Annotated in this window: 22 protein-coding genes and 1 pseudogene; 16 read left to right on the top strand and 7 right to left on the bottom strand. The window is 38.1% G+C overall.

Annotated elements, in window-relative coordinates; all coding sequences use genetic code 11:
* Positions 1-3 precede the first annotated feature (3 nt).
* The 3 genes from hpsN (at position 4) to FJR11_RS00425 (ending at position 2,898) form a co-directional block, all read left to right on the top strand.
* Positions 4-978 (top strand): hormogonium polysaccharide biosynthesis glycosyltransferase HpsN, encoded by a 975-nt coding sequence (gene hpsN / locus FJR11_RS00435; RefSeq protein ID WP_168501761.1) that lies wholly within the window; start codon positions 4-6, stop codon positions 976-978.
* A gap of 3 nt (positions 979-981) precedes the next feature.
* Entirely contained in the window at positions 982-2,148 is a 1,167-nt protein-coding gene (gene hpsP, locus FJR11_RS00430; protein ID WP_168501760.1) for a hormogonium polysaccharide biosynthesis glycosyltransferase HpsP, read from the top strand.
* A 111-nt stretch (positions 2,149-2,259) separates the two neighbouring features.
* On the top strand, positions 2,260-2,898 hold the full coding sequence (locus FJR11_RS00425) for a peroxiredoxin (RefSeq protein ID WP_168501759.1): 639 nt from the start codon (positions 2,260-2,262) through the stop codon (positions 2,896-2,898).
* 78 nt (positions 2,899-2,976) lie between these two features.
* Here FJR11_RS00425 and FJR11_RS00420 read toward each other — a convergent pair whose 3' ends face one another.
* Together FJR11_RS00420 and FJR11_RS00415 are read right to left on the bottom strand one after the other, a co-directional pair.
* A complete protein-coding gene (locus FJR11_RS00420; protein ID WP_168501758.1) occupies positions 2,977-3,306 on the bottom strand; it encodes a YlcI/YnfO family protein in 330 nt (109 codons plus the stop codon).
* A gap of 2 nt (positions 3,307-3,308) precedes the next feature.
* On the bottom strand, positions 3,309-3,743 hold the full coding sequence (locus tag FJR11_RS00415) for a putative toxin-antitoxin system toxin component, PIN family (protein WP_168501757.1): 435 nt from the start codon (positions 3,741-3,743) through the stop codon (positions 3,309-3,311).
* Positions 3,744-3,893: 150 nt separating this feature from the next.
* Here FJR11_RS00415 and FJR11_RS00410 point away from each other — a divergent pair, with 150 nt between their 5' ends.
* Positions 3,894-4,754, top strand: a complete 861-nt coding sequence (locus FJR11_RS00410) for a hypothetical protein (RefSeq protein ID WP_168501756.1) — start codon at positions 3,894-3,896, stop codon at positions 4,752-4,754.
* Positions 4,755-4,801: 47 nt separating this feature from the next.
* Here the strand turns inward: FJR11_RS00410 and FJR11_RS00405 are convergent, their stop codons facing one another.
* Positions 4,802-5,044 carry an antitoxin family protein gene (locus FJR11_RS00405; RefSeq protein WP_168501925.1) on the bottom strand — a complete coding sequence of 81 codons (243 nt, stop codon included), beginning with the start codon at positions 5,042-5,044 and terminating at the stop codon, positions 4,802-4,804.
* A 272-nt stretch (positions 5,045-5,316) separates the two neighbouring features.
* Here FJR11_RS00405 and FJR11_RS00400 point away from each other — a divergent pair, with 272 nt between their 5' ends.
* Positions 5,317-7,428 carry a TIGR00300 family protein gene (locus tag FJR11_RS00400; protein WP_168501755.1) on the top strand — a complete coding sequence of 704 codons (2,112 nt, stop codon included), beginning with the start codon at positions 5,317-5,319 and terminating at the stop codon, positions 7,426-7,428.
* 38 nt (positions 7,429-7,466) lie between these two features.
* Entirely contained in the window at positions 7,467-7,967 is a 501-nt protein-coding gene (locus FJR11_RS00395; RefSeq protein WP_168501754.1) for a DUF2085 domain-containing protein, read from the top strand.
* Between the two features lie 42 nt (positions 7,968-8,009).
* Here FJR11_RS00395 and FJR11_RS00390 read toward each other — a convergent pair.
* Positions 8,010-8,096 (bottom strand): annotated as a pseudogene (locus FJR11_RS00390) (DUF4351 domain-containing protein); the annotation flags it as partial.
* 129 nt (positions 8,097-8,225) lie between these two features.
* Complete coding sequence (folB, locus tag FJR11_RS00385; RefSeq protein ID WP_168501753.1) at positions 8,226-8,588, bottom strand: dihydroneopterin aldolase; 363 nt, start codon at positions 8,586-8,588, stop codon at positions 8,226-8,228.
* A 12-nt stretch (positions 8,589-8,600) separates the two neighbouring features.
* Here folB and menD point away from each other — a divergent pair, with 12 nt between their 5' ends.
* From menD to FJR11_RS00360, 5 genes are all read left to right on the top strand, one after another.
* Complete coding sequence (gene menD / locus FJR11_RS00380) at positions 8,601-10,310, top strand: 2-succinyl-5-enolpyruvyl-6-hydroxy-3-cyclohexene-1-carboxylic-acid synthase (RefSeq protein ID WP_168501752.1); 1,710 nt, start codon at positions 8,601-8,603, stop codon at positions 10,308-10,310.
* A gap of 175 nt (positions 10,311-10,485) precedes the next feature.
* Positions 10,486-12,066, top strand: coding sequence for a phosphoglycerate dehydrogenase (serA, locus tag FJR11_RS00375; protein WP_168501751.1), 1,581 nt, complete (start codon positions 10,486-10,488; stop codon positions 12,064-12,066).
* A 173-nt stretch (positions 12,067-12,239) separates the two neighbouring features.
* Positions 12,240-13,160, top strand: a complete 921-nt coding sequence (gene prmA, locus FJR11_RS00370; RefSeq protein WP_168501750.1) for a 50S ribosomal protein L11 methyltransferase — start codon at positions 12,240-12,242, stop codon at positions 13,158-13,160.
* Between the two features lie 107 nt (positions 13,161-13,267).
* Complete coding sequence (locus tag FJR11_RS00365; RefSeq protein WP_168501749.1) at positions 13,268-14,311, top strand: agmatinase family protein; 1,044 nt, start codon at positions 13,268-13,270, stop codon at positions 14,309-14,311.
* A 715-nt stretch (positions 14,312-15,026) separates the two neighbouring features.
* On the top strand, positions 15,027-17,441 hold the full coding sequence (locus tag FJR11_RS00360) for a hypothetical protein (protein ID WP_371417415.1): 2,415 nt from the start codon (positions 15,027-15,029) through the stop codon (positions 17,439-17,441).
* Between the two features lie 16 nt (positions 17,442-17,457).
* Here the strand turns inward: FJR11_RS00360 and FJR11_RS00355 are convergent, their stop codons facing one another.
* Positions 17,458-17,661, bottom strand: a complete 204-nt coding sequence (locus FJR11_RS00355; protein WP_254444634.1) for a hypothetical protein — start codon at positions 17,659-17,661, stop codon at positions 17,458-17,460.
* Positions 17,662-17,892: 231 nt separating this feature from the next.
* Between FJR11_RS00355 and thrC the strand changes: the two genes are divergently transcribed.
* Positions 17,893-18,984: a threonine synthase gene (thrC, locus tag FJR11_RS00350; RefSeq protein WP_168501748.1), complete on the top strand. Its 1,092-nt coding sequence runs from the start codon at positions 17,893-17,895 to the stop codon at positions 18,982-18,984.
* A 114-nt stretch (positions 18,985-19,098) separates the two neighbouring features.
* Here thrC and FJR11_RS00345 read toward each other — a convergent pair whose 3' ends face one another.
* Positions 19,099-19,560, bottom strand: coding sequence for a hypothetical protein (locus FJR11_RS00345; RefSeq protein WP_168501747.1), 462 nt, complete (start codon positions 19,558-19,560; stop codon positions 19,099-19,101).
* A gap of 122 nt (positions 19,561-19,682) precedes the next feature.
* Between FJR11_RS00345 and FJR11_RS00340 the strand changes: the two genes are divergently transcribed.
* The 4 genes from FJR11_RS00340 (at position 19,683) to FJR11_RS00325 (ending at position 23,992) form a co-directional block, all read left to right on the top strand.
* Complete coding sequence (locus FJR11_RS00340; RefSeq protein ID WP_168501746.1) at positions 19,683-21,443, top strand: DUF389 domain-containing protein; 1,761 nt, start codon at positions 19,683-19,685, stop codon at positions 21,441-21,443.
* A 72-nt stretch (positions 21,444-21,515) separates the two neighbouring features.
* The gene (locus FJR11_RS00335; RefSeq protein ID WP_168501745.1) at positions 21,516-22,385 is read left to right on the top strand and encodes a YihY/virulence factor BrkB family protein; all 870 of its coding nucleotides are present in this window, start codon (positions 21,516-21,518) and stop codon (positions 22,383-22,385) included.
* A gap of 154 nt (positions 22,386-22,539) precedes the next feature.
* Complete coding sequence (locus FJR11_RS00330) at positions 22,540-23,043, top strand: DUF4112 domain-containing protein (RefSeq protein ID WP_168501744.1); 504 nt, start codon at positions 22,540-22,542, stop codon at positions 23,041-23,043.
* Between the two features lie 19 nt (positions 23,044-23,062).
* A complete protein-coding gene (locus FJR11_RS00325) occupies positions 23,063-23,992 on the top strand; it encodes an alpha/beta fold hydrolase (RefSeq protein ID WP_168501743.1) in 930 nt (309 codons plus the stop codon).
* Positions 23,993-24,186 lie beyond the last annotated feature (194 nt).

The following is a 24,186-nucleotide window of genomic DNA, read 5'->3' as shown; positions in this document are numbered from 1 at the left end:
AATATGAATAATCATCCTTTGATTTCAGTCATTATACCCACATACAAAAGAGAAAAACTCCTTTGTGATAGCATTATAGATATCTTAAAACAAGACTATCCCAACTTTGAAGTTTTGGTGGTAGATCAAACCAAAATCCATGAACCTGAAACTCAAGTTTTTCTAGAGGAAATGGCCACCGCTGGCAAAATTAAGTTATTTAACTTAGATTGGGCAAGTTTACCAGGGGCGCGAAATTATGCCATCAAAAGATCAGTCGGTGATATTATCTTATTTATTGATGATGATGTGCAGTTACGTCCAGAATTTTTAACTACCCATGTCAAGAATTATCTAGAAAATCCAGAAATAGGTGCTGTAGCCGGACGGGTTTTAGATAGAGAAAAATTGGCTACATCTGGGGGAAAATTAGAAATTGAATATTTACCACCAGCAGCAATTGATCCTGCACTTTTTTTATATCATCTTGATTTAGTCCATACTACTAAACCTCAGCAAGTTTTGACTGCTAGAGGATGTAATATGTCTTTTCGACGGGAAATATTTACTAAATACAATTTAAGGTTTGATGAGAGATTTCGCGGTAATGCCATTCGGGAAGAATCAGATTTTTGTTTGCAAGTAAGAAAGACAGGATATAAAATTTGGTATGATCCAGAGGCTTATTTAGTACATTTAGGAGAAGAAAGTGGCGGTTGTCATAATATTAGTACCCAATCCCTTGAGTATCAACTAAATTTTTACCATAACCATTTTTTATTGTGTCTGAAAAACCTCACTTTTACCCAAGGTTTACGTTTTGGTTCTCGGATATTTGATTGTCATGTTCTGGGAAATCCACCTTGTAATAAAAGTGGTTCTCCTATTAAAATTTTATCTCGCAGTCTTTTCTATATTTTAGGGTTTTTCAAAACTTTAGGGACTATTATCCAATCAATCTGGAATAATGGACAAATTTACAGCAAGTTAGATCAATAGATCATGAAAATTCTCCAAATTCTCCCCTCAATTTCTCTGATTTATGGTGGTCCTAGTCAAATGGTATTAGGATTAGCCCCAGCATTGGTAAAAGCAGGTGTAGAAGTTACCATTCTCACCACCGATAGTAATGGTGATTCTGGACAAAAACCCCTGAATGTCCCTTTAAATCAGCCAATCAAACAAGATGGTTATGAAATAATTTATTTTCGTTGTTCACCATTTCGCAGATATAAGTTTTCACTGGATTTATTAAAATGGTTAAAAAAACACGCTAATGAGTTTGATATTGCCCATATTCATGCCTTGTTTTCTCCTATAAGTAGTGCCGCAGCTATAGTATGTCGTCAACAAAAGTTACCTTATATTTTACGTCCTTTAGGAACTCTAGATCCTGCTGATTTACAAAAGAAAAAACAATTAAAACGGCTTTATGTGCAATTGATAGAACATGATAATTTAGCAAATGCAGCAGCAATTCATTTTACTAGCGCCCAAGAGTCTAAAATCTCCAACAGATTTGGAGTAACTACAAAAGATTTAGTTATTCCTTTGGGTGTGATTCCTCCCCTAGAAAATAGCAGTGATTTAGTTAATCAATGGCATATTCCTAGTCATAAACCTGTGATTTTATTTATGTCTCGTATTGATCCTAAAAAAGGTTTAGAATTATTAATTCCAGCATTAGAGAAATTATTAATAGCAGGTTTTGATTTTCATTTTGTTTTAGCAGGGACAAATCCTCAAGATCCAATTTATGAAGATAAAATTAAATCACAAATTGCCAATTCACCTTTAAATTCTCAGACGACAATTACAGGGTTTGTCACGGGAGAAGCGAAAAGAAGTTTGTTGAAAGCTGCGGATTTATTTGTATTACCTTCTTATTACGAAAATTTTGGCATTGCTGTCGCTGAAGCCATGGTAGCAGGAACACCTGTGGTTATTTCTGACCAAGTGCATATATATCAGCAAGTGATAGATAGTGAGTCTGGTTGGGTGGGAACTACAGATGTGAACTCAATTGTGGATTTATTAAAAACTGCTTTGGCAAATCCCGAAGAACTTCAACGCCGGGGATTAAATGCCCAAAAATACGCTTTACAAAATTTTAGCTGGGATGCGATCGCCCTGCAAATGATTCAAGCATATCAAGAGGTTATTTCTTAATAAACTTAAAATTTTGTTGCAAACCGCGACAGCCCAATGGAATAATTGGCTTTCTATGTGATCATGTCACAGTAGAATATAAATGTCTTTTTAAAATACAGGGAATCTTGCATGACTCTTCGTCTTGGTGATACAGTACCTAACTTTACTCAAGCCTCTACCCATGGGGAAATTGACTTTTACTCCTGGGCTGGTGATAGCTGGGTAGTGCTATTCTCCCACCCCGCTGACTTTACACCAGTTTGCACCACCGAACTAGGAACTGTTGCCAAACTAAAACCAGAATTTGACAAACGCAATGTGAAAGCGATCGCTCTCAGCGTTGATGATGTAGAATCTCACAATGGCTGGGTGGGGGATATTGAAGAAACCCAAAGCACCACTCTTAATTACCCAATTCTAGCAGATCCAGATCGTAAGGTTTCTGAACTTTATGATATGATTCACCCCAACGCAGCGGCTACTGTCACCGTGCGTTCAGTTTTCATTATTGACAACAATAAAAAACTCCGTCTTTCTTTTACCTATCCTCCCAGCACTGGACGCAACTTTGATGAAATCTTGCGCGTCATTGATTCTCTGCAATTAACTGATAATTACAGCGTTGCTACTCCCGCAGACTGGAAAGATGGTGGAGATGTGGTGATTGTACCTTCTTTGAAAGATCCTGAAGTCCTCAAGGCTAAGTTTCCTAAAGGTTATGAAGAAATTAAACCTTATTTGCGGATGACTCCTCAACCTAACAAGTAAGTTTTCATAACAGCAAATATTTCAATCTTGGTAGGGTGGGTTAGCAACGGTGTAACCCACCATTACTTGTTTTTTGTTTTAAACTCTTGTTGCATTACTTATTTTTTGTTGAAGAGAAGTAATAATTTCAGGAGTTAATTCTGCTTCTGGTTGTACTACTTCACGTTCAGCTAAAACTGATTTAATTTGATTTTTGGAAGCTGTTCCTAAACCTTGTAACAGTGTTTTAAAACTCTGTTCTTGCTCAATTATTTCTTTTTCTGGTGTTGCTTGAATAAACTCTGTGGATACGGCTTGACGAGTTAAAGCATAAACTATATATTGATTCAAAGAAACACCTTCAGTTTCAGCTAACTGGATTAACTGTTGGTGTAGTGTTTCTGGTAATCTCAGTGTTAATCTACTCATTGCTAAATTTCTCCAGAGGCTAATTTAATTACTAGCTGTGTGGGTGTCATAACTGGTAAACCTAAAGATTGTTTTGCATTTTGAAAGTCACGAATGTTAGATGTAATAACTGTTGCACCTGCATTCATAGCACAGTCAATTACAAGATCATCTCCTGCATCTGGTGAACTTGGTCGCCATGTGTAGTAAATTGTTGTGAAATGAGCATAACTGAGCAATGTCCCTAAAACGGGTTGCAGTTTGTACCAACGAGATTCTGAGAGTTTACGAGACAAAACATCTTCATATTCATAAGCTAAGGCATTAGAAACATGAACTACAAGTAAACCAGCTAACCATGTATCAACGACCAAACCAGCAGCGCATCCCTGTTTTGTTAAGCCCTCGAATACAACGTTAGTATCTATAACAACATGAAGTAGTGGTGCGGTAGACATGACACTACTATAGCACCATTTACGGTGTCACACAAACACCACTCAGCTATTATTTTGAATTACGAGAGGTTTTTCATTGAAATTGACTAAAATTTAACCTTAGAATATAATGATAAAAATAATACTGTTTAGTATCAAAGCACTTAAATTATGATCGGAGAAAAGCCCATAAAAGAATATCTGTTTCTTAACGAAGCAGAAGGACATTTAAAACACGAAGATTATATTAATTGTCCTGCTACTGCTTTTCTAAAATTTTGTATGAATGCTAAAGACTCTATTGAGCATTGTAAAAGCAATTTTCCCAGGTATCCTGACCCGGAATCTCCTGAAGCATATAATAAACTAACTAAAGAAAGTCATGTAATGATTCAGATTTTCTTAAATTCAATTTTAGCGTCTCTGATGGGGCATTTTGAAACATACCAAAAATATCTTTTCGCAGGAGTTTTTGAGAGAAGTGTATATTTAAAAGATTTCAACGGAGATAAATTTTTTAGAAATGTGGATAGTCGGTACAAAGATAATGAGGGAGTTGTACAAATAGGCTCAAATCATCTGCTGGCATATAGAGGAGAAGATAGTGCATCTACAGGAGTTATACTAGCTGATACTTTGAAAGGATGGCACACTCCAGATCAGGTAAATAAATATATAAAAGCTTTTGGGTTTGATAATCTTAATTTTTATAGTTCTGAAGATATAGAAGATTTGGAATGTCTTTGGCAATTACGCCACTCTATAGTTCATACAGCCGGAACTATCACAAGACCAGATGCACTAAAAGTTAAGAAGAATCAGTTAAGTAAGTTTTCTGGAAAAAATATCGTTTTAACTAATAAATTTATATATGAACTATCGAAACGAATGCATAGGCTTGTAAAAAGTGCTAATAATAGACTTGAAGAAAAATTTATACAAAACATTAAAGATGATATTAGTGATTCTGAAAAAGAAAAGATTATAGATTTTTTTAAAGTTGATTCAACTAATCCAAAATGGCTTCAGTAAGAGTTTGATTGCTGATATTGTATGTTTCATTAATCCAAATATTAGTATCAACGGCGTTCATGCAGCATCTCCCGTGTGAAACAAGGTGCATTTAATGGAATTGGATTTTGCTGCATTCGTGAAATTAGAAGATTGAGAAAACGTTGTTTGCTTTCTACATCGGAAATGGGAGGTGAAACAATAGAACTTGATTGAATGAGTAATTCCACCTCAGAACCTTCAGGTAAATTACAGGCTGTTTCCAAAATGAATGTGCCGTTACGATAGACTGCTTTTAGGGTAGGGGGCATAATAAAAAACTCCATAATTTAATTATTGTAGAGCAAGTCCAGCCAACAATCAGAGTCACCCATCAATTAACAAGTTAATATTGCATTCAAACACAACCATTTCCCTCCTACCGCTCACATTGTCCCTAGTAGTAATAGAATAATAACGATATCCTTGTAAAGCCTACCAAGAGCAAAAGGTAGAGGTTAAGTAGCAGATTTGACAGAATTGGATCACCAAAACTCTGTATCCAGAAGACATTAGTAGCATTTTAGAAGTTAGTAAGATTTTTATGGTTTCCCAAATTCGTTTTTTGATGTGCGCTCCTGACCATTATGATGTGGATTATGTGATTAATCCTTGGATGGAAGGGAATATTCATAAGTCCTCACGCGATCGCGCCGTAGAGCAATGGAATAAATTATACAATGTTATCAAAAATCACGCCATTGTTGATTTAGTTGCCCCGGAAAAAGGCTGGCCTGATATGGTATTCAGTGCCAATGCGGGTTTAGTCCTTGGTGAAAACGTCGTTCTCAGCCGCTTCTTACATAAAGAACGTCAGGGTGAAGAACCGTATTTTCAACAGTGGTTTGAACAAAATGGTTATAATGTTTACACACTTCCCAAAGACCTTCCCTTTGAAGGTGCTGGTGACGCACTCCTAGACCGAGAAGGGCGCTGGTTATGGGCTGGATATGGTTTTCGGTCAGAATTAGATTCTCACCCCTACTTGGCTAAATGGCTGGACATTGAGGTGATTTCTCTGCGCTTAATGGATGAGCGTTTTTATCATCTTGATACCTGCTTCTGTCCTTTGGCAAATGGTTATTTGCTGTATTATCCCGGTGCATTTGATTCCTACTCTAACCGCGTGATTGAAATGCGCGTCGCACCAGAAAAGCGAATTGCTATTGAAGAAGCTGATGCTGTTAACTTCGCTTGTAATGCGGTGAATGTTGATAGCATCGTGATTATGAACAAAGCCAGTGAGAGTTTAAAATCACGGTTAGCGGAAGTTGGTTTCCAAGTCATTGAAACACCATTAACAGAATTTCTCAAAGCTGGTGGTGCGGCTAAATGCTTGACTTTGCGGGTAACAGAACCTATTGGTGAGGAAATTCACGCTAATGTATCTGTAGAAAGCCGTGTCATTCGCATGGAAGGACACTTGCTAGATGCAGGTTTGATTAACCGCGCTTTAGATTTGATTGTGGAAATGGGGGGAAGTTTCCAAGTTCTCAAATTCAATTTGGGAGAACAACGTCAAAGTACATCTGCGGCTGAGGTGAGGGTATCTGCACCATCTCACGAAGTGATGGAAGAAATCATCTCCCAATTGATTGATTTGGGTGCGGTGGATTTACCCCAAGATGAGCGCGATACTAAGTTAGAACCTGTCATTCAAGCGGGTGTAGCTCCTGATGATTTCTATGTAAGCACGATTTATCCGACTGAAATTCGGGTAAATGGGGAATGGCTGAAAGTCCAAAATCAACGCATGGATGGGGCGATCGCTATTTCTCAAACTGCCAATGGTATAGTAGCAAAATGTAAACTCCTCCGTGATTTAGAAATCGGCGACAAAGTAGTTGTTGATGTCTTTGGTATCCGCACCGTCCGCAAAGCCGAATCACGAGAACAACGCAACTCCCAAGAATTCAGCTTTATGTCTTCCGGTGTTTCCAGCGAAAGACGGGTGGAATTAGTCGTCGAACAAGTGGCTTGGGAATTACGTAAAATTAAGGATAGTGGCGGTAAAGTAGTTGTCACTGCTGGACCCGTGGTAATTCATACAGGTGGTGGTGAACATCTCTGTCGCTTGGTGCGAGAAGGCTATGTTCAAGGTCTTTTGGGCGGAAATGCGATCGCTGTTCATGACATGGAACAAAACCTGCTAGGAACATCCCTGGGTGTGGATATGAAGAGGGGTGTGGCTGTACGTGGTGGACACCGACATCATTTGAAGGTTATTAATACTATTCGCCGTTTTGGTAGCATTGCTAAAGCTGTAGAAGCGGGAGTAGTGAAAAGTGGGGTGATGTATGAATGTGTGAAAAATAACATTCCATTTTCTCTCGCTGGTTCAATTCGGGATGATGGTCCTTTACCCGATACCCAAATGAACTTGATTTTAGCACAACAGGAATATTCTAAAATCATTGAAGGTGCGGATATGATTTTGATGCTGTCTTCTATGCTGCATTCTATCGGTGTGGGGAATATGACTCCCGCAGGTGTGAAGATGGTTTGTGTGGATATTAACCCGGCTGTGGTGACAAAGTTGAGCGATCGCGGTTCAATAGAGTCTGTAGGTGTGGTTACAGATGTGGGTTTATTCCTCAGTTTGTTAACTCAGCAGTTGGATAAGTTAACGAGTCCTTATGTTGCTAATATAAGTTAGGGAACGAACCGCAGAGGCGCAGAGGACGCAGAGAGAATATGGAAAGTGTAGTTTTGTTAAGAGGGTTACGGGTTAATTGGGTGAGTTTTTTTGCTGATTTCCTGTTAGCTGGTATGGTTTTTGGTCCCCCTCTTGCTCCTTTTTTGGCTGCGTCCGGTGTGTTTTTGCTTCCGGGGATTGCGGACATTATTTACTTTATGGGTAATCATGTGTGTCCGCAGCCTACTATGGGTTTGGAGTTATCTCCACCTTTTATTATGGCGGTTTGTATGCGCTGTTATGGAACGGTATCAGGTTTATTGATAACTCGAATTTTGTATGGTTTAACTAATGGAAAAGGTGTTTTTTGGTTAAGTCAATATGGTTGGACTGGTGCGGCTTTTGCTAGTGTGTTGATGATGGCTTATCCGTTGGAATTAGCAGCGCAGATTTTCGGTTTATGGGATTTTAATAATTATATTGTTACTCCTTTTGGTTTGATTACTGGTTTGGCTTGGGGTTTATTTGCTATGCCAATTTTGCATTTTCGTAGGTTATAAAGTAGGTTGGGTTTCTTAACCCAACACCACAAATTATTAGTTCTAATGATTTTGTTGATTTAACCAAGTTACTAAATCAGCAACTTCGGAAATATTAAACAACGCAGCACCTAAATTTTCTAACTGTTCTACAGGTAAACCGCAATTTTAGCAATAAATCCCGAATTTATCGAAGAAGTTGGAATATGTGTATTCCAAAAATCCTGTAAATCCTTAAATCCTGGACATCCTGATTCTGACAGAAAAGTTTTTCACATACTAGACTTTACTTCTAGTCAATTCAATACTAATTTTGCCAGTAAAATCAGGAATAGGTGCAGCGGGTTTACTAAGAATCACCTGAACTTGATTAATATCGTCGCTATCCTCTAAAATACCATCAGCTATAGCCCCAGCGAGTCTTTCCACCAATGCAAACTTTGAGGTTTTCACCAAATTTTGAATTAAGCCAATGGTGCGGCGATAATCTATAGTATGTTCAATATTATCTGTTTTAGCAGGTTGAGAAAGATCCAACCATAATTTAACATCTACCTCAAACCATTGTCCTAATACCTGTTCTTCTGGTAAAAACCCAGTATAGCCGTAGCAACGAATTCCTGTTAAATGAATACAGTCCATAATCTCTAATCAATGCAGCTTACTTTTAATAATCTTAATCAACTTTGGTCTTATGTATTAACTGAAACCCTGAAACGTTTGGGTTTAAATTGTGCTGTAATCTGTCCTGGTTCTCGTTCTACACCGTTAACTGTGGCTTTTGTCCAACAAATACCGCATATTGAAGCTATTCCGATTTTAGATGAACGTTCAGCGGCTTTTTTTGCGTTGGGACGAGCTAAAGCAACGGGAAAACCTGTAGTATTAGTTTGTACTTCGGGAACTGCGGGAGCAAATTTTTATCCAGCGGTAATTGAAGCTAGGGAAAGTCGCGTACCTTTATTAATATTAACCACCGATAGACCAGCAGAATTACGCGATTGTCATTCTGGCCAAACTATTGACCAAGTAAAATTATACGGTAATTATCCCAATTGGCAAGGGGAATTAGCTACACCTTCCGTAGATATAGGAATGTTAGGTTATCTCAGACAAACGGTAATTCACGCTTGGGAACGTTGTCAATTTCCTAATTCCGGCGCAGTACATTTAAATATACCCTTTCGTGATCCCCTCGCGCCCATTCCCGATGGTACGGATTTTACTTTAGATGTGGAAGATTTCTTTGCGGGAATAATTTCCACCCCATTACCAATTACCCATTACCAATTACCCATTACATATCAGCAAAAAGGGATTATTATTGCTGGTGTAGCTCAACCACAAGACCCGGAAGAGTATTGTAAAGCGATCGCACATTTAAGTCAATCTCTCCAATGGCCTGTTTTAGCTGAAGGACTTTCCCCTGTGAGAAATTACGCAGACTTAAATCCCTACTTAATTTCTACCTATGATATTATTCTCAGAAATCAGCAACTGAAGAAAGAATTAACCCCAGAAATGGTAATTCAAATTGGAGAAATGCCCACAAGTAAAGAATTACGCAATTGGTTAAATACGACTAAACCGCAACGTTTGATAATTGATAATTGTGATCAAAATTTAGATCCTTTACATGGAAAAACTAGACATTTAAGAATGTCAGTCACAGAAATTGGGAAATTGGAAATTGGGAAGTTAACAGAAAGTGAATATTTACAAAAATGGTGTAAAGCAGAAAAGCAAGTCAGAAAAAATATTGATGATTATTTTGAAAATCTAGATGAATTAATTGAAAGTAAAACCGCTTGGTTAATTTCCCAAATCCTGCCACCAGAAACACCCCTATTTATTGCTAATAGTATGCCAGTGCGAGATATAGAATTTTTCTGGAAACCCAATAATTTAAAAATTAACCCTTATTTTAACCGGGGTGCAAATGGCATTGATGGGACACTTTCCACAGCTTTAGGAATTGCACATCATCAGCAAAGTAGTGTAATGTTAACAGGAGATTTATCCTTATTACATGATACCAATGGTTTTTTAATTAAAAATAAATTTATTGGACATTTAACGATTGTCTTAATTAATAACAATGGAGGAGGTATTTTTGAAATGTTACCCATTGCTCAATTCAATCCTCCCTTTGAAGAGTTTTTTGCCACTCCTCAAAATATTGATTTTGCTCAATTATGCGCTACTTATAATGTGCAACATGAATTAGTTAATTCTTGGGAGGAATTGAAAAATAGGTTAAAGCAATTACCAAAAACGGGAATTAGGGTTTTAGAGGTAAAGACAAATAGAAAAAGAGATGTTATCTGGAGAAAGGAGAATTTACCAAAGTTTGCTAATTGGTAAATAAGGAGAATATTTGTATTTTTTCCAACTTCTTCTTTCTTCTTTATTCTTCCTGACTCCTGACTCCTGACTCCTGACTCCTCAAAAAATAGATAATTTTTGCACAAGTGCCACAGATAAGCACTAAACTAAAAAGTCTTGTACAGCAAACCCTGTCAACCAAAATCAAGTTATTATGTCTAAGGTTCTTGTCTCAGATCCAATTGATCAAGTTGGTATTGATATTCTTTCCCAAGTTGCCACCGTTGATGTCAAAACCAGCCTCAAGCCAGATGAACTCAAAGCCATCATTGGTGAGTATGACGCGCTGATGATCCGTTCAGGAACTCGCGTTACTCAAGAAATTATAGAAGCTGGCACCAAATTAAAAATTATTGGCCGTGCCGGTGTGGGTGTGGATAACGTTGATGTTCCCGCAGCTACTCGCAAAGGGATTGTCGTCGTCAATTCTCCCGAAGGTAATACCATTGCTGCCGCAGAACACGCTTTAGCCATGATGTTATCCCTATCTCGTCACATTCCTGATGCTAACGCTTCAGTAAAACGTGGTGAATGGGATCGCAAATCATTTGTTGGTTCGGAAGTATACAAAAAAACCCTCGGCGTTGTCGGGTTAGGGAAAATTGGTTCTCATGTTGCCAGTGTAGCTAGAGCAATGGGTATGAAACTCCTAGCTTACGATCCATTTATCTCCAGCGAAAGAGCCGAACAACTAGGTTGTCAATTGGTAGAGTTAGATTTGCTATTCCAGCAAGCCGACTATATCACCTTGCACATTCCCAAAACTAAGGAAACTGCCAACATCATCAATGCTAAAACTTTGGCGTTAATGAAACCCACCACCAGAATTATTAACTGCGCCCGTGGTGGCATTATAGATGAAGCGGCTTTAGCAGTGGCAATTAAAAATGGTGTAATTGCTGGTGCTGCTTTGGATGTGTTCGATTCTGAACCCTTAGGTGATTCTGAATTGCGATCGCTCGGTAAAAATGTTATTCTTACTCCTCACCTCGGTGCTTCCACTGCCGAAGCCCAAGTGAATGTAGCCATAGATGTGGCTGAACAAATTCGGGATGTGTTATTAGGATTACCTGCCCGTTCCGCTGTGAATATTCCTGGACTTGGTCCCGATATCCTAGAAGAACTCAAGCCTTACATGGAATTAGCGGAAACCTTGGGGAACTTAGTTGGTCAACTCACAGGTGGCAGAGTGGAAACACTTAATGTTACACTACAAGGAGAACTGGCAACTAATAAAAGTCAACCCTTAGTTATCGCCGCCCTGAAAGGACTACTTTACCAAGCCCTGCGGGAACGGGTAAATTATGTCAACGCTACCATAGAAGCCAAAGAACGGGGAATTCGAGTCATTGAAACAAGGGACGCTTCAGCAAGAGATTATGCTGGTTCATTGCATCTAGAAGCCACGGGGACTTTAGGTAAACATTCTGTTACTGGTGCTTTGTTGGGTGACAAGGAAATTCACTTAACAGACGTTGATGGTTTCCCCATTAATGTCCCTCCTAGCAAATATATGCTGTTTACCCTACACCGGGATATGCCAGGTATTATTGGTAAACTTGGTTCTCTACTCGGCAGTTTCAATGTCAATATTGCCAGTATGCAGGTAGGTCGGAAGATCGTGCGTGGTGATGCTGTGATGGCTCTGAGCATTGATGATCCCTTACCCGATGGCATTTTAACAGAAATTAAAAAAGTAGACGGCATTCGGGACGCTTATACAGTCGCACTTTAACTGTGATTTTTGGGATTTATTTGATGAAGATGATTAAATAATTTGAGAATTATAAAAATCATCTTTAACTATGATTTTTGTGATTTATTTGATTAGGATGATTATCTTAATTATCCTAGTCATAAAAATCATAGTTTGTTTTTACCAATCTAAAATCTAAAATCTAAAATTCTATGGCAAACACTTGGTGGGAACTGAATATTTTATCTGAACCAGATTTAGAAGATACTATATTTTGGCGGTTAGAAAACTTTGGCTGTCGTGGTACAGCAGTGGAAATTAAAGGCAATGTCTCATTAGTCAAGGCTTATTTGCCTAGTTTTAAAGCACAATTATTAGATTTAGCTGCCTTATCACTATGGCTGCGTCAAGATGCAATATGTGTAGGACTCCCTTCACCCATGCTCCATTGGGGTTTAATTGACGAGGAAGACTGGTCTAGTAGCTGGAAACAACATTGGCAACCCGAAGAAATTGGCGATCGCATCCTCATTAACCCCGCTTGGCTACCTTTACCGGAATCCTTAGATCGGTTGGTAATTCGTTTAGATCCGGGTGTAGCATTTGGTACGGGTAATCACGCTACCACTCAATTATGTTTGGAATCCCTAGAAATGCGCTTCAGTGAAGTTCCCCAATCCTTTGTAGGTACGGAAGAAAAACGAGAACCTTTAGTTATTGCCGATATTGGTTGTGGTTCAGGTATTCTAGGGGTTGGAGCAATATTATTAGGTGCTGGTAAAGTCTATGCTGTTGATAACGATCCTTTAGCGGTAAGATCCACTTTTAGTAATCGCGCTCTTAATGATATCCGTCCTGATTGTTTAATCCCCATTGAAGGGAGTGTAGACATGGTCAGGAAAATAATTGATCGGCCAGTAGATGGTATTGTTTGTAATATTTTAGCTGATGTAATTATTGAATTACTCCCAGAAATGACCGCAATTACCAAATCTACAACTTGGGGTATATTCAGTGGTATTTTACTTGAACAATCCAAAGCTGTTGCTGATGCTTTAGAACAGAATGGTTGGATTGTGGCTACTCTCTGGAAAAGAAAAGAATGGTGTTGTTTAAATGCCCGTCGTTCTTAATCTAAATGCAAAGAAATATTATATAGCAGGGAACAGGATTATCACTAAAAACTCTATAATTGTAATTTTGCATCTTTGTAATTTAAATTTATCAAATCCTCTCAGCAATGAATAACCAACTACAAGAATATAATCCCAATAGCGTAGCCGAAATAAATGGTAACTTCCTCGGATTACCTCATGATTATGATGCTGCTAATTTAATTATCTTCCCTATCCCTTGGGAAGTCACCGTTTCCTATGGTGCAGGAACTGCGAACGGACCACAGCGGATTTTAGATGCTTCCTTGCAAATAGATTTATTTGATTTTGATCATCCTGATGGTTGGAAACAGGGCATATTTATGGGAGAAATTCCCCAGGAAATGATTGAAAAAAATAACTATTATCGTCAGGAAGCAGCGAAAATTATTGAACGTCAAGCCCAAGGTAAATCCCTCACGGATTCACCAGATTTAACTCCTATCCTTGCAGCCATTAACCAAGCCGGAGAACAGGTAAATCAATGGTTATTTACTCAGTCTCAAGCAGCAATGAATCAAGGTAAACGAGTTGCTGTCATTGGTGGTGATCACAGTTCACCATTAGGTTACTTCCAAGCCTTAGCTAATCAATATGATGATTGGGGAATTTTACATATTGATGCCCACGCAGACTTACGTAATGCCTATGAGGAATTTGAATTTTCCCATGCTTCAATTATGTTCAATGCCATGAAAATACCGCAAATTTCTAAATTGGTGCAGGTAGGTGTGCGGGATATTTGTCATGATGAAGTGCAAATAATTAATCAATCAAATGATCGGATTATTGGTTATTATGATTCAGCCATTAAACAACAACTATATTCTGGTAAAACTTGGCTAGATTTATGTCAAGAAATCATCAGTCATTTACCAGAAAAAGTTTATATTAGCTTCGATGTTGATGGTTTAGATCCTAAACTTTGCCCGAATACAGGTACTCCTGTTCCTGGAGGACTGGAATTAGAACAAGTTTATTGTCTATTCCGGGAAGTAGCAAATAGTGGTAGAGAAATTATTGGTTTTGATGTTTGTGAAGTTGGTGATGCTGAATGGGATGGTAATGTTGGTGCGCGCATAGTTTACAAGTTAGCGAATTTCCTGGATTTATCCCGTAAAAAGAATTGACAATTACCAATTACCCATTACAATTTGCCATTTTGGCAAGACGAAAAAATATATCTATGATAGGTTTAAATAATTGTATGGATAGATAATGCTGGCAAAACGAGCAAGAACTAAATCACGTTCTTGTTATTTTTGGCTTCATTTCCTCTCCTCACAACCTATTGAATTCTATTCATAATATTTTTGGAAATTTTAAGGTGTACTACTACTTTCAAGCTATGATTGCGGACGGGATCAAACCCGTCCTTTATTTTTGGCTATAAATTATGATTTCTTATCAGATTTTAGGAAATTTGCATACATACTATAGGAAGATGCGAAGAATAGATCATACAGGTTAGATTAATTCGGGATGTTGTTATGCACTGGATTTAAGTCAAGGTTTGGTTGTCAACCAAACCTTTTTTATTGCTTATTTTTCCCCTGTTGATAATTTAGGAAAAAAAACTATACCCATTTTCTCTAGGACTAATATTTTATTTTTGAAATATACGTAGGGTGGGCAATGCCCACCAAAAACTCCCTACGGTGGGCATTGCCCAACCTACAATACTTAAAATTTTATGGCTACGCCACGCAAGCTATCAAATATCACTTATGATTCCTATATTATTAATCAACAATAAGATCATAAGATCCCCGACTTCTTCAAGAATCGGGGATCTCCACGAAGTTTTAAGTTTTACACGATTACACTGGCAAAATTGCACAAAGTTTGTCAAAATCTATCATTGATGATTTTGAACAACCTCAAATTACCAGTGCTAGTGATAGTCAGATGACGAATAAACCCCGCAAACGCAGACCAAAAGATACTAAGCTGAATCAGGCTTCTCCAGGTGTCACAAAGAAGAATGTTAAAAAAACGTCACAACGTTCTCAATGGCGTAGTTGGTTGTCCTCTACTTTAGCGCTGAGTCTCTTGTTTAGCATTGCTGGTGCAATTATTGGTTTTGGTTGGATTAGTGTTTTATTTATCTTCAACCCCGCACAGATTAGCTGGGTGAATGAATATTTACCAAAATGGGCAAAAATATCTACAGGTAAGCGGGAAATACCCCAAACATTCCCAGCTATTCAACTCAGTTTAACGCAAAAACAACGCCTAGCTGGCGAAATTATGCCTTTAGATGGTAAGTCAGAAGATTCTTTTTTATTACCAATTTTCCAAAAACGGACTAATTGCCAATCTAATTGTCAAGAATTGGTAGAACTGAGGATTTATCAACTTTCCCAAGATTTAGAATATAAATTTCAGTCAGAAAAATATTACTATTTAATTACCAAATTGCCTATTATTGGGCTATCAAAAACTTTTATAGAGTCCCCTTCAGTTACAGCCATTTCTGAATCTGATAATCAGGAAGCACCGATATATTTACCTTTAACTAAGGTGAAAGCTTTTGTAGATGCTAACCTGTCCCCAGGATTTTGGTTTTATTTGCGGGGTGAACACAAAAAGGAGAAAGATAATATTATCTATGGTCAAATTGTCCATTATAATCCTACTTTAAAAAGTTTACAACAGATGTTGCTTTGGAAAACCCGTAACGGGCAATTACCTAAATGGCAACAGATAACGGGTAATAATACAAAAGAGTTAATTATTGATCAAACGGTGGATATAGAACCAAATTTGCAAGTCTATCAAGTCAAACCTAGTCAGTTAGTTACTAATTCTATTTATTTAGAAGCGATTAACTTCCAGAAACCCGCAGTTAATGAATTTGCTTTTCAACAATCTCTATTATTAGCTAGAAATGGACTCTGGACTCCTGCTTTTACATGGTTAAAATCTATGGAAAAACAGCGTAAACAGCCTTTTTCAGCAGCAGCACAGGCACAAATAGATGTAATTCGTTTACATTCGGAATTAACGAAAAGTCAAGCTGATAAAAATTGGGCAAGTCCTAATCAACAAGTGACAGCAGATATTATTGATGGTCGTTGGGAAAAGGCTTTACAGGTATTTGAAACTTCACCTGGTTATGCTCAAGAAATTGCTAATTTACTACAAACCGATAAAGGGAGAATTTGGAATCGGGCTGCTGTAGCTTTGCGACTCAATCCCAATCGTCGGGCGGTTTTAGCTTGGGTAGCACTAATTTTTAAAGTCCAACGGGGGGAAGAAAGAACTAATGCTTGGTTGCAAGCACAACCAAATATTGACGCGGAAACATTGAACTATATTCAAGGTCTTTTAACTAAACTTGATGATGACACAATTAATGATCATAAAAGTCGCATTATTGGGACTGTACACCAAATTAGTCAGATTAATGAGCAGGATTGGTTGCCAATATCTCTGCAAACTGATTTGAAAATTACTAATAATCAAGTGTGGTATCAGGTGGAAGTTAGTGCATTTCAAGATGGTACAAGTTGGTTACGTTATCCATTTACTAATTTTGACCAACTCAAGAATCAACCTCGAAAATTTTGGCGAAAAATTCTGGGTATTAGGTCTGACCCAAGTATGCAAATTATTGTCTGGAAACCTAATGGAGAACAAGAAGTTACTACTGTTACTATTAAAGCTGTACAAGTTCATGATCAAGGTTTAAGCCTGTTAGTTGCTGGTTCTAGTCTTCCTGAAAGTCAGGTTAAGTCTCTCCAACCTCAACCTTTAGCCCTAACTGTGGATGCTTTAAAATGGGTAGAACCTTCACCGATATCTGTCAAAGATTTATATCAACAACAACCCCAATTAGTAGAGTCAATGCTACCAACCATCTGGCGAACTTTACAACAATCAGGTGATATTACTGCTAATACTATTCCTGATTTACAGGAAATGCGAGCAAAAATGGCTGATTGGCCAGTTCAGTTGGCTGATTTAACTAATGATCAACAGCAGGAGATTGTCCTGACCATTTCTGCTACAGCTATAGCATCTTTAAATCAGTCCGATGGTAATAACTCCAAGCCAGGAGAACAGGAAAAACGTCCCCGGACTGTGATTTTGTCGGCGGATAGCAAAGTAATTTATAGTGATTTTGCCCGTGCAAACCAGCAAACGCTAATAGCGATCGCTCAACTTACTGATGACCAATCTCTAGCGTTACTGGTAGAAAAGAAACAGGGCTATAGTCTGCAACGTTGGTCACAAACTAATCAGGGATTTGAATAGTTACCCGATAGGTAATTTATTCTTCGTCGCTAGGAGCTTCCACTCGTTCGCTTTTGAGATTTTGCAATTGCTCTAAAAGGGAATCTACCTCTGCTTGCAAGTCTATGAACTTCGCTTGCTGATCGTCTCGATAGTAGGCCCTTGTTAACTTCTTGACTAAGTTAGCGTGGGATTCGCATTCGGAAACACTGGATGACATAGTAGACATAGTTGTTGGCATTACAAACTTAGCTCACACCATTAGAGATTATACTATAATATACTAATCTTAAGCTTTGTTAAAATATTGTATAGTTTTCATCATATACTCTAATAGGTTACAAATGTAGTGATAAGGGACTCCGATCATTATGACGCTGTTCCACAACTAACATATAGACTTGAAAAGTGGGATACTTATACCGAAAGCATTCCCAATTCCAAATCCTTAATTAAGAAATTTAAAAATCCCGTGACTTTGAGCCTGTCTGCTGCTAAATCTCATTGCCAACCCTGGCCAGGGCTGATAGAAGCCTATCGTCAATACTTGCCTGTCAGCGCCAAAACCCCCGTGGTGACACTGTTGGAAGGTAACACACCTTTGATTCCCGTGCCAGCGATCGCCGAGCGTATTGGCAGACAGGTCAAGGTGTATGTCAAATATGATGGTCTGAACCCCACTGGTAGCTTCAAAGACCGGGGGATGACCATGGCAATTTCTAAAGCAGCAGAAGCAGGTGCTAAGGCTGTGATTTGTGCCAGCACTGGGAACACTTCCGCCGCCGCTGCTGCCTATGCTAGACGTGGGGGAATGAAACCCTTTGTGCTGATTCCTGATGGCTATGTGGCTTTGGGTAAGTTAGCCCAAGCGTTACTTTATGGGGCTGAAGTCTTGGCAATTAAAGGCAATTTTGACCGCGCCCTGGAAATTGTCCGGGAAATGGCAGATCAATATCCCATCACTTTGGTGAATTCTGTCAATCCCTACCGTTTAGAAGGGCAAAAAACTGGCGCTTTTGAAGTTGTTGATGCTTTAGGTGATGCTCCCGATTGGTTGTGTATTCCCGTGGGAAATGCGGGCAATATCACAGCATATTGGATGGGTTTTTGTCAATATCATCAAGATGGTAAATGCGATCGCCTACCGAAAATGATGGGTTTTCAAGCCGCTGGCGCTGCACCTTTAGTAAATGGTCAACCAGTGGCACATCCTGAAACCCTAGCCACAGCCATTAGAATTGGTAATCCAGCCAGTTGGGATAAAGCTATAGCAGCCCAAACAGCCAGCCAAGGCAGTTTCCGGGCTGTCACTGACGAGGAAATTCTCGACGCTTACCGTCTATTAGCATCATCGGAAGGGATTTTCTGTGAACCTGCTAGTGCGGCTTCTGTGGCAGGATTGTTACAGGTAAAAGACGAAGTTCCCACTGGGGCAACGGTAGTCTGTGTTCTCACTGGTAATGGTTTAAAAGACCCAGATACAGCCATTAAACACAGTCATGCCCAATTTAAACAGGGCATTCCCGCAGATATTAAAGCTGTAGCTGAAGCAATGGGATTTTAAATAGGTAATGGGTAATTGGTAATTGGTAATTGGTAATTGGTAATTGAGAAACATCTTCTCCCTGCCCCCTGCCCCCTGCCCCCTGCCTCTTACCTATTCCCTGCCCCCTGCCTCTTACCTGTTACCTGTTCCCTCTCCTTCAGAACGGGCTTTAGCTAAACTATCAATGGCATCACCTAAAGCCGTAGTTAGACTTTTCCGAGTTTGAGCGTGGTTTTCTTGTTCAAGTTTCAAAGCTTGTAATAGACAATCACGTTCTTGAATAACCTCTAATAATTGGGTTTGTAGCTCTTCTATAGAATTAAATTGGGCAATTTGTTGCTGAATAGCTATAGTGTTGTCAGCACCTGCTTCAGAATTGATACCTGAAAACTTTTTTACTTCAGCTTTGACAGATACTATGGCTTCTTGGTGCATTTTTGCATCTGCACGCCGTTGTTCTGCTTCGGTGTTATAAAGTTGTCGCCATTTTTGTGAACTTTCCCAAGCTTCATCTCGTTCCCGCTGAAATTGCGTCATCTGTTGCGTCAGAGACTGAATTTCAGTTAACCATTTTTGTGTTAGGTCTTGAGTCATAGAAGGTTTTTGTAGTAGCTAGGTTAACCTTTTTGGTAAAACGAATAAGGTAGTAAACTAGAGAAAAAATTATCAATTTTCATTTTCACTGATAACTGAATCTAGTCAGCACTTAAATAAATATGTTTCGAGATAAGTTTGCAAACAACTTGGGGATTAGTCAAGCTCGTAAAGAACAAGTATACCTGGATATATGTAGATCCGTAACCCTGGAAGATGTCAGTTATTGGATTCAGGTTTTGTTTGCAGCCGGTATTGCTACCCTGGGATTGGTGTTAAACAGTCCAGCGGTAATTATTGGGGCAATGTTAATTTCTCCATTAATGGGAGGTATTCTGGCCAATGGACTAGCATTAGCTACCGGTGATGTGATCTTAGCTATGCGGGCGCTTGTCAATCTGGTTTTGAGTTGTATTGTAGCTATTTCCTTTGCTGTATTACTTGTCTCCTTATTACCATTTAAAGAAATGACTAGCGAAATTGCCGCTAGAATTCGTCCCAATATTTTAGATTTGGTAGTTGCTTTATTTTCCGGTGCTGTGGGTTCAGTGGCAATTTGTAAAGAACCAAGAGGGGTAGCAACTTCAATTCCTGGTGTAGCTATTGCCGTAGCTTTAATGCCACCCTTATGTGTAGTTGGTTATGGTATTGGTATAGCAATTAGCCTAGATTCCGTGAAAGGGCTACAGGTAGCTAGTGGTGGGGGATTACTATTCTTTACCAACTTAGTAGCAATTACTTTTACCTCTATGCTGGTATTTTTGAGTTTAGATATTGATAATAATTATGTCAAAGCAAAAGTTAAGGAATGGCGGGCAACAGATAAAGAAAGTTTGTGGATGCAGAATATTTTAGAGAAATTACCTGCATACAATAAGATCAAAAAGATTGGCAGTTTACCAGGCAGATTTTTATTAATTTTTACTACCATTGGCATCATTAGTTTTCCTCTCAATCAATCTCTCAACCAACTCAGGCGAGAAATTGCTTTACAACAACAGGAAAATACAATTCGGGGAGCAGCAACAGAAATATGGCAGAAAAACTTTGCAACTTTTCCCAATGGTGAACAACGTTCTTATATCAGTAATATTTCTACTTTACAGCAAAAGAATAAATTGACAGTTCAACTTCAGATATTTAGTAGTAAAGAATATACACAAGAAGAACAAAAAAGTTATATTCAAATGTTAGCAGAACGTTTGCATAAATCACCAGAATTATTAGGTTTTAAGTTAGTTGAAATTCCCACGGCATCAAACGAACTTTTACGGAAATTAGCCGAGAAAAAGCCCGTTGAACCTGTGATTAATATTGCTCAGTCCCAAGCAAATTTTTCTCAAGAAGTTGAATCTTCTTTGGGTAATATCCAACTGCCCCAGCCAGCGAAATTAATTGATTATGAGTTAATTACCAGTCCCCTCCAACCATTAAGAATTCGGTTAATTTATCTGAGTCCAAGAAATATTGATAGAGATGCTCAAATTCTTGTGGCAGACAATATTAGAAGTAAGCTTGATTATCAGTCTGCTAAAGTTTCTATGCAAAGAATAAGCACTGATTTAGGAATTATCTCTTTTGAAAGAAATAAATCATTAGTAACGCCAATTAATACTAAGATTTTAGACCAGGCTGGACAAATTTTACAGGAATATCCTAATTTAAATCTGGAAGTGATAGTTAACAAAGAAGCAACCGAACCAGCAGTGATTATTCAGCAGCGATTTCAAGCCATGACAAAATACTTACAATTAAAATGGCAAATTGGTGAAGATAGAATAAACACCCAAATAGGAACAGAAACTAAAGCAAATGCAAAACTTAAACTCACATTAAAATCAGTGAAAAAGTCACCTCTAGAAACCCTGCCAGAGTCACCCTAAGTATTTTCAAGATATATTGAATTTCAATTAATTTTATCAGGTTCTTTTATTAAAATTGGGGTACTGAAAATCATGCTTCAGCCTCGTTTTTTTCGCTTTTTTCGTCACCTGACATGGCGCATATTGAAAAAAACTTTTGCGAAGACAATTGAGACAAGACTGTTAGGATTAGCTGCTGAAATAGCCTTTAATGCCATGTTATCATTATTTCCGGCAATTCTGGCTTTGCTAACAGCAATTGGCTTATTTGCAGCATCTTTACGAAATACATTTATTCAACTAGTAACAGAACTGAGTAAAATTGTCCCCCAAGATGCTTGGATATTAATCCGTGATTTTGCTACTGATGAAATTGCCAACTCTAAAAATAGTAGTTTATTCTCTTTGAGTTTTGTCCTTGCCCTTTGGACTGCTTCCGGGGCGATTAATACAGCTATGACAGCCTTAGATAGAATTGAGAAAATTCACCCCAAAAAAATGCGCCCTTTTTGGCACTCAAAATTGATATCTCTGGGCTTAACTATCGGCACTATATTATTATTAGTAGTTGCTTCTTTTTTGGTATTTATCAGTGATTTACTCTTGGGAATTGTCGTCGGCAGTAATTCTTATTTAGTCTTTCTATTGCATATTTGGCAATTTTTACGTTGGCCTTTAGCATTATGTACAGTTGCCACCGCTTTTGCTTTTGTCTATCGCTATGGACCAAGCAAATGGAAAGCGAATACACCACTTATCCCAGGGGCAATTTTAGCAGCCATTTTTTGGGCAATTGTTTCGGCATTATTTCGGCTTTACGTGAGCAATTTCGGCAATTATAATAAAGTATATGGTGCAGTGGGGGCTGTGATTGTTTTAATGTTATGGTTATGGATGAGTGCTTTTGTTCTGCTAGTTGGACACCAATTAAATGTAACTGTCGGTGAAGACATAAACAATTAAAAATTCAAAATTAAGAATTAAAAATCGGATTTTTGACTGTAGTTAAGCAACGGTTAATCTAGCTACAAATTTACCAGATAAATATGAAAAAATTTGAGTTAGAGAAATGAGATAATAAGAAAGTTGATCATCAAGCAATTGGAAATCGTTAATAATGCCTAATTCTTCTGAACAGTTTGCAATTACACCTGATGGTTATGCACCTAGATTAAAGCGTTTACGTCAACTTAGTGGACTATTAGATAATATAGTTACTATTCCTGGAACACAAGTGGGAATTGGTTTAGATCCAATTATGGGATTATTACCCATAGGTGGTGATGCTTTAGGACTAATATTTTCATTTTATATTATCATGGAAGCCGCACAAATTGGCGTATCTAGAGCCACATTAGGACGCATGGTGATGAATGTGATTGTAGATTGCTTAGTTGGGGCTATTCCCATGCTAGGAGACTTGTTTGATTTTGCTTGGAAAGCCAATAATTACAATATCATTTTATTGGAAGAATCTTTAAAATCTCCGCACCACAATAAAAAAGCAGATCAATCATTTATCTTTATTTTTGGTGTGGGCTTATTTCTCCTAGCTATTGTCCTAATATCCATTCCTGTGATATTACTCAGAATCTTATGGCAAGTTTTCACTGGCAGTTAAATTATTTATCTATAAAATTATGAAAGATTGGTGGCAAGATAATTTTCCTCAAGGGCGGCAAAATCTAGTTATTCATGATTCTCAAGGTTATCCAATTCACATAGCCTATGGGGAAAAAGGTCAAGGTAAACCGCTAATTTTATTACATGGTTTAGGTAGTTGGAGTTATAATTGGCGGCATAGTATTGAACCATTATCTCAACATTTTCGGGTAATTTGTTGCGATTTTAAAGGTTTTGGTTTTTCGGAAAAGCCTGTATCTCGTCGAGAAGAAAATGGACATCAAATTATTGAATTAAAACGAATTATTCAAGCTTTATGTGATGAACCACCCATCATTGTGGCCGAATCTATCGGTGCATTAATTTCTCTCGGATTAGCTGGTAAAAATCCTGATTTAATTGGACGTTTAGTAGTGATTAACGCCCCTATTTTTACAGAAACCTTACCTCACTGGGCTATGGGTTTACTGGCACAAACACCAATAGAGATTATCCATGCAGTTGATGATTTACGTCTGGCATATTGGTTTGCACCTTTAGTCAGAGAAGTTATGGGAACAGAACGACGTAAGGTAATATATAATCCCTCACTATTAACCGAGGAAGATATTTATTGGATTACTTACCCATTCATTGAAATTCCTGGTACTTTGGTAAAAGTTGCCGAAGATTTACAAATTGCTGCGAAAGAAATTGAGAATTTGCGAACAAATCAGCCAAGTATGCTGAGTAATATTCAAAAGAATCTCAAAAATATTGAATGTCCAACTTTGGTATTATGGGGTGATCAAGATAGTTGGTTTCCTGCTAGTCATGGGGAAAAATTACATCAACATCTCTCCAATTCTCGGTTACAAATTCTGCCAAACTGTAATCATGATGCCTTAACCAGTTCTGCTAATGTGGTGAATGCAGCAATTTTGGAATTTTTAAAAGATACTAATTAGGGGTTGCTGAATAAAGCTAAAACCGTTTATTCATAAGGGTTTTGCGGATTTTTTAAACAAAAAAGTGCAAGGTTTTGGCAAATGGAGTCTCAAAACAGTTGCATTTTTCCTTGTCGGATATGGGAAATTGAGGATATCCAGATAGCTGAAACTGTTCCCTGTTCCCTACTCTTGTTAGTTTAGCATACTAAGTC

It is taken from the genome of Anabaena sp. UHCC 0187, from assembly GCF_009712035.1.
GTDB lineage: Bacteria > Cyanobacteriota > Cyanobacteriia > Cyanobacteriales > Nostocaceae > Dolichospermum.
Note: the sequence above shows the minus strand (reverse complement) of the source record. Positions and strands in the feature narration are given on the sequence as shown.

Coding starts and splice junctions, on each gene's coding strand:
- hpsN (WP_168501761.1), top strand. CDS start 4: ATGAATAATCATCCTTTGATTTCAGTCATTATACCCACATACAAAAGA.
- hpsP (WP_168501760.1), top strand. CDS start 982: ATGAAAATTCTCCAAATTCTCCCCTCAATTTCTCTGATTTATGGTGGT.
- FJR11_RS00425 (WP_168501759.1), top strand. CDS start 2,260: ATGACTCTTCGTCTTGGTGATACAGTACCTAACTTTACTCAAGCCTCT.
- FJR11_RS00420 (WP_168501758.1), bottom strand. CDS start 3,306: ATGAGTAGATTAACACTGAGATTACCAGAAACACTACACCAACAGTTA.
- FJR11_RS00415 (WP_168501757.1), bottom strand. CDS start 3,743: ATGTCTACCGCACCACTACTTCATGTTGTTATAGATACTAACGTTGTA.
- FJR11_RS00410 (WP_168501756.1), top strand. CDS start 3,894: ATGATCGGAGAAAAGCCCATAAAAGAATATCTGTTTCTTAACGAAGCA.
- FJR11_RS00405 (WP_168501925.1), bottom strand. CDS start 5,044: ATGCCCCCTACCCTAAAAGCAGTCTATCGTAACGGCACATTCATTTTG.
- FJR11_RS00400 (WP_168501755.1), top strand. CDS start 5,317: ATGGTTTCCCAAATTCGTTTTTTGATGTGCGCTCCTGACCATTATGAT.
- FJR11_RS00395 (WP_168501754.1), top strand. CDS start 7,467: ATGGAAAGTGTAGTTTTGTTAAGAGGGTTACGGGTTAATTGGGTGAGT.
- folB (WP_168501753.1), bottom strand. CDS start 8,588: ATGGACTGTATTCATTTAACAGGAATTCGTTGCTACGGCTATACTGGG.
- menD (WP_168501752.1), top strand. CDS start 8,601: ATGCAGCTTACTTTTAATAATCTTAATCAACTTTGGTCTTATGTATTA.
- serA (WP_168501751.1), top strand. CDS start 10,486: ATGTCTAAGGTTCTTGTCTCAGATCCAATTGATCAAGTTGGTATTGAT.
- prmA (WP_168501750.1), top strand. CDS start 12,240: ATGGCAAACACTTGGTGGGAACTGAATATTTTATCTGAACCAGATTTA.
- FJR11_RS00365 (WP_168501749.1), top strand. CDS start 13,268: ATGAATAACCAACTACAAGAATATAATCCCAATAGCGTAGCCGAAATA.
- FJR11_RS00355 (WP_254444634.1), bottom strand. CDS start 17,661: ATGCCAACAACTATGTCTACTATGTCATCCAGTGTTTCCGAATGCGAA.
- FJR11_RS00345 (WP_168501747.1), bottom strand. CDS start 19,560: ATGACTCAAGACCTAACACAAAAATGGTTAACTGAAATTCAGTCTCTG.
- FJR11_RS00340 (WP_168501746.1), top strand. CDS start 19,683: ATGTTTCGAGATAAGTTTGCAAACAACTTGGGGATTAGTCAAGCTCGT.
- FJR11_RS00335 (WP_168501745.1), top strand. CDS start 21,516: ATGCTTCAGCCTCGTTTTTTTCGCTTTTTTCGTCACCTGACATGGCGC.
- FJR11_RS00330 (WP_168501744.1), top strand. CDS start 22,540: ATGCCTAATTCTTCTGAACAGTTTGCAATTACACCTGATGGTTATGCA.
- FJR11_RS00325 (WP_168501743.1), top strand. CDS start 23,063: ATGAAAGATTGGTGGCAAGATAATTTTCCTCAAGGGCGGCAAAATCTA.